Origin of the sequence: Streptomyces sp. NPDC005899, from assembly GCF_040629645.1 — a bacterium.
Taxonomy (GTDB): Bacteria; Actinomycetota; Actinomycetes; order Streptomycetales; family Streptomycetaceae; genus Streptomyces.
In genome coordinates this window covers 1-3,930 of the sequence record NZ_JBEXWB010000469.1, presented here as the reverse complement: position 1 = coordinate 3,930, position 3,930 = coordinate 1, and the positions used below count along the sequence as shown (strand labels likewise).

4 protein-coding genes and 2 pseudogenes are annotated in these 3,930 nt (G+C 70.0%); 1 reads left to right on the top strand and 5 read right to left on the bottom strand.

The window, feature by feature from the left end:
• Nucleotides 1-117: 117 nt before the first annotated feature.
• The 3 genes and pseudogenes from ABZ371_RS30025 to ABZ371_RS30015 all read right to left on the bottom strand — a co-directional run.
• A pseudogene (locus ABZ371_RS30025) lies at nucleotides 118-267 on the bottom strand (IS701 family transposase); the annotation flags it as partial.
• Nucleotides 231-500 (bottom strand): annotated as a pseudogene (locus ABZ371_RS30020) (transposase); the annotation flags it as partial. The pseudogenes ABZ371_RS30020 and ABZ371_RS30025, both read right to left, overlap by 37 nt.
• Nucleotides 501-752: 252 nt before the next feature.
• On the bottom strand, nucleotides 753-1,628 hold the full coding sequence (locus ABZ371_RS30015) for a hypothetical protein (RefSeq protein WP_358685500.1): 876 nt from the start codon (nucleotides 1,626-1,628) through the stop codon (nucleotides 753-755).
• A 370-nt stretch (nucleotides 1,629-1,998) separates the two neighbouring features.
• Between ABZ371_RS30015 and ABZ371_RS30010 the strand changes: the two genes are divergently transcribed.
• Nucleotides 1,999-2,133 carry a hypothetical protein gene (locus tag ABZ371_RS30010; protein ID WP_358685498.1) on the top strand — a complete coding sequence of 45 codons (135 nt, stop codon included), beginning with the start codon at nucleotides 1,999-2,001 and terminating at the stop codon, nucleotides 2,131-2,133.
• On the opposite strand, the gene ABZ371_RS30005 is transcribed toward ABZ371_RS30010, so the two are convergent.
• Nucleotides 2,130-2,588, bottom strand: a complete 459-nt coding sequence (locus ABZ371_RS30005) for a TIGR03618 family F420-dependent PPOX class oxidoreductase (protein WP_358685496.1) — start codon at nucleotides 2,586-2,588, stop codon at nucleotides 2,130-2,132. The genes ABZ371_RS30010 and ABZ371_RS30005 overlap by 4 nt on opposite strands.
• A gap of 62 nt (nucleotides 2,589-2,650) precedes the next feature.
• Complete coding sequence (locus ABZ371_RS30000; protein WP_358685493.1) at nucleotides 2,651-3,394, bottom strand: VOC family protein; 744 nt, start codon at nucleotides 3,392-3,394, stop codon at nucleotides 2,651-2,653.
• Nucleotides 3,395-3,930 lie beyond the last annotated feature (536 nt).

The window sequence follows — 3,930 nt, the reverse complement described above, 5'->3', positions numbered from 1 at the left end:
CGCATCGACGTCCTCTTCGCCATGCTCCGCGACGGCACCTTCTACCAACCACCCACCGCTGCAACGGCTTGACGAAAACCATAGGGGCACTTTTTCCCAGGACTCGCGTGCCGCGGCGGCCAGGAAGGCGTGCGCGAGCATGGCCAAAGTGATGTGCCGATACCAGCCCACATAGCGGCGAACTTCGTACTGGTCCAGGCCACATTCGTTCTTCGCGGCCTGGAAGCACTCCTCGATCGCCCAGCGTGCCCCGGCGACCCGCACCAACTCCTGGACCGTTTGATGAACCCGGTGTCGTCGATGATCAGCACGCCGTCGTTCTCGCCGAGCTTGCCGGCGACGTATTCCTGCAGGTCGTCGCGGATGTCATCGGGCTCCCACTTCGATCCGGCGAGGAGGTGCTGCAGGCCGTCGGGCGTGCGATGGCCGGCCTGTTCGGCCAGCTGCCAGCTGTTCTTTCGTGCTACCGGGGCGAGCAGCCCGCGTGCGTGATCCCGCATCCGGCGGCGGAGCTCGACTCGGCCGAAGCGGTGCCCGATGGTCAGGAAGAGATCGTCCAGTTCGAGGTCCCACTGCGTGGCGGCATACTCGGTGATCACCCTCGGAGGCTGCCCCGCCGCTGTCACTACCTGCGGCGTTGTCACACGATCGAGGGGCGGTCTCCGTGAGACCGCCCCCGCACGACCGAAGTCCCGCTACACTCCCGCCAACCGGCGAAAGACCAGGTCAGACAGCGAAGTCCTGCTGGAGTACTAACGAACCGCATTCCGGCCAGCCCGCAGCTCGGCAGGCGTCATCGCCAGGTCGCGGTAGTACGTCAGCGCGTGCCCCTGAAGTCGCCGCACCACCCGATCATGCTCGTGTCCGGCCAATCCGTGACCAGCAGGCGCGGCATTGAACCGCCGGCGGCCAACGGTTGTCGAGTCCCGGTAGTCAAGAGCGATGACCTCCGCCCACTGGGCGCGAGTGAGGGCGCGTCGGACTCGCCCATTGATCTCGTGGGCTGACTCCTTTGTCACCGCCAGCGTGGCCATGATCTCGGCCCAACCCAGCGTCGGCAGCACGCCGACCTTCGTGTAAGTGAACGGTCGCCCCGCCAGGCTCTGCCAGCGAGCTTTGGCTGCGGGAGGCAGGTTCTTCCACACCTTCTCCAGGTCCTCGTCGACCTTCCCTGCCCCGTGCATCATCGTATTGCGCAACTTCAAGCAGAACGCCAGAAGGTGGTCTGCAGTCGTCACGGCTTCGCGGAAGCGGACTGCTTTTCGCAGCAGTTCAGTCGACCACCAGTTTGGTTCTCCGCGTTGTTCCTTCACGAGGCCGGGGAAGCGCCGGCATTCAACGACCGTTCCGACGCATAGTTCGATGTGCAGCGCCATGACCTGAGGGATGGCAAGAAACGCCATGTCCGTCGCTGCCGAATCGAAGATCTTCGTTGCCTCTGCGGCCGTGACGTCGAGACGCTCCGTAAGCGGCACGGTGTTCAGCAGTGTGCGCGCCCTGACCTCGGGATCCGACGCCTGATCCATCCCCCGTCGGGCGTAATTCGCCCCCACCGACAGCGCCAATATGCTGTTGTTCGACCGCTTCTGCATCGCCTGCCACGTCCGAAACGCGCGGTACTGGATCAAGTCGCCCCCCTGGCCCTCGGTGTCCGCACAGCATATTGCCGACGATGCCCGCGCCTGGACCCGTTCTGAACCAGCAGGCGCGCTGGAGCTGTTGTGTCCGACCGGACAGCGGGAACCCTTCACTCGGGCCGACGAACGGAGAACCCCATGGCCGGACAACGCGGCAAGGTCGCTCCCAAGCCCAGTGCCGTTGGGCCTTCGCCACGAAGCGACGCTTCGCCCCCACAGATGGGCTCGAGCGCGCAAGCGCAGCTACGGGAGGACCACCGGCTACCGCACACTCCCCGCCCGTAGGGGCGTCCGTCGCTGCCAACTGATCGGCTCGGCCTGGCCAAGGCTTGTGCCCGAACAGCCGACAGACGGGCCGGCCTTGGCCGTCAATCGCCTGGAAGGCCACCGCGCGGTCGCCACGAGACACGGCGAACTCGCTGTCCGCCACGGGGCGGCCGTGCTGGTCGCAGTCCTCGACAAGTGGCTGGACCAGCACGGAACAGACGTCTCCTAGCCGTCGATGTCGAGCACCGTGCCGTACAGCCGGTCCACCCTGAGCCGGATGACCACGCGGCGCTCGGCGACCGACTCCGCCAGGAACGCGGCTTCGTCGTCGGGCCTCCCGGCCTCCGGGATCATCTCGAGCAGCTCCCGCCCGACCGCGTCCCCGGGAACCGTCGTGCTCTCGGAGACCACGGCCTCACCTTCGGCGACGGCGAACGACCATACGTCGCCCCCCGCCACGTGCAGGGCCGCACGTGGATTGCGTCGCACGTGCCGCACTTTGACCCGGTCGGCCGTGGTCGAGAACCGCACGACGCGGGCTCCCGGGTCCCAGCTGTACACCATGGTCGTCAGGTGGGGGTGGCCGTCGCGCTTCACCGTGGCGAGCGTGCCGAACTGTTGCCGGCCGAGCAAGTTGGAGAGATCTTCGTCGGACAGTGAGCGAGGCGCTGGTCGTCGGGTCATGAAGTGGTCAACATCCATGGCCACCCGGTAATTTCATGGTGCGGCAAGCCCGACGCCTACTTTCACGGCGAGGTCCGGTCGCCCGTGCCCGGGTCACGCCCCGTCAGGCAGTAGACCCCGCCCGCCGGGTCCCGCATCACCGTCCACCCCTCGCCCCGGCGGACGAACACGGCGCCGCACTGTTCGTGCCAGGCCTGCCCGGCGGCGAGGTCGGAACACGCCACGTCCAGGTGCGCGGACGCCGGGCGGGGTTCCTCCAGCCGCTGGAGGAGGAGATGGACCGGCAGGTCGGAGCGCGGGCGCAGGCCATGGAACTCCGGGTGCCCACCCGGCCGAGCCTCCCAGCCGGTCAGCGCCGTCCAGAACGCGACCTCCGCCTCGAACGCGGCCGGGGCGACGTCGAGGCAGAGCTGGTCCACCCGGCTCGTCACCCCGCCGGGGCCGGTGACGACCGGCGGCCGGGTCCGCTGCCCACGCCAGGGCACGAGGCAGAACGGCTGGCCGCCGGGGGAGCGCAGCACGGCGAGTTCCGGATTCCGGGTCCCGGTCACGGCACCCAGCTCGCCCGCCCGGGCGGCGAAGCCGGCCATGTCCTCCACGACCAGGTCCGGGTGGGCCCCTCCCGGCCCGCCCACGCTCTGGACGGCCAGGCAGGCGTCCGCCCCGTCCGCGAGCAGCGTGGTGAACTCACCTCGCCCACCCCACGGGGCGGATGCCCGGGTCCCGGTGACCGCGGTCCAGAAGGCCGTCGCACGCTCGGCGGCGGCGGCCGGCCGGTCGATGAAGGCGTAGGTCCAGCGGATCATGTGGCTCCTCTGCGGTTCGCGGGTGGTCGGCCGACGACTGCGTCCCCGCCGCAGGCCGCCGACGATTCCCGTCGGGGCCGGCAGCCGCGGCCTCGGAGGTGGCCGTCCGGTGGCCTCCATGGTGTCAGGCCCGTCCCTGGCGCCGCCCGTTCATCTGCCCCGCCCCACCCGCCTGGGCCCTCAGGTGTTCCCCCGCACACACCGAGGGGGCGCTCACGCCAGGCCGGGAACAGCCGTCCCGGTGATGCCCCGTTCGAGCCGGCGACGTCGTCCGGAGGGCGGACGTGCTCACGGCGTGGCGTGCACGGGCGTTTCGCGAGGTCGGGCGCCCCGCGGCGCGAGCTGCCTCGTCCGTGCCCGCCGGGGCCCGTACGGAGTGCCGCGCCTGCCGCCCGCCGTGCGCGATCAGCCGTGGACGGTGGTCCCGTCAGGGCGCTCCGGGCGAAGCGACACATCCGTACATCGGCGTGGGGCGGCCGGCCGGACGGGGCGGGCGACCGGCCCCTCCCCGGATGCCCGGGCGGTGGCCCGGGGCC

What these genes read in the sequence shown, in the direction of transcription:
- ABZ371_RS30005 (WP_358685496.1), bottom strand. Translation starts at nt 2,588, where the DNA reads ATGACCCGACGACCAGCGCCTCGCTCACTGTCCGACGAAGATCTCTCC.
- ABZ371_RS30000 (WP_358685493.1), bottom strand. Translation starts at nt 3,394, where the DNA reads ATGATCCGCTGGACCTACGCCTTCATCGACCGGCCGGCCGCCGCCGCC.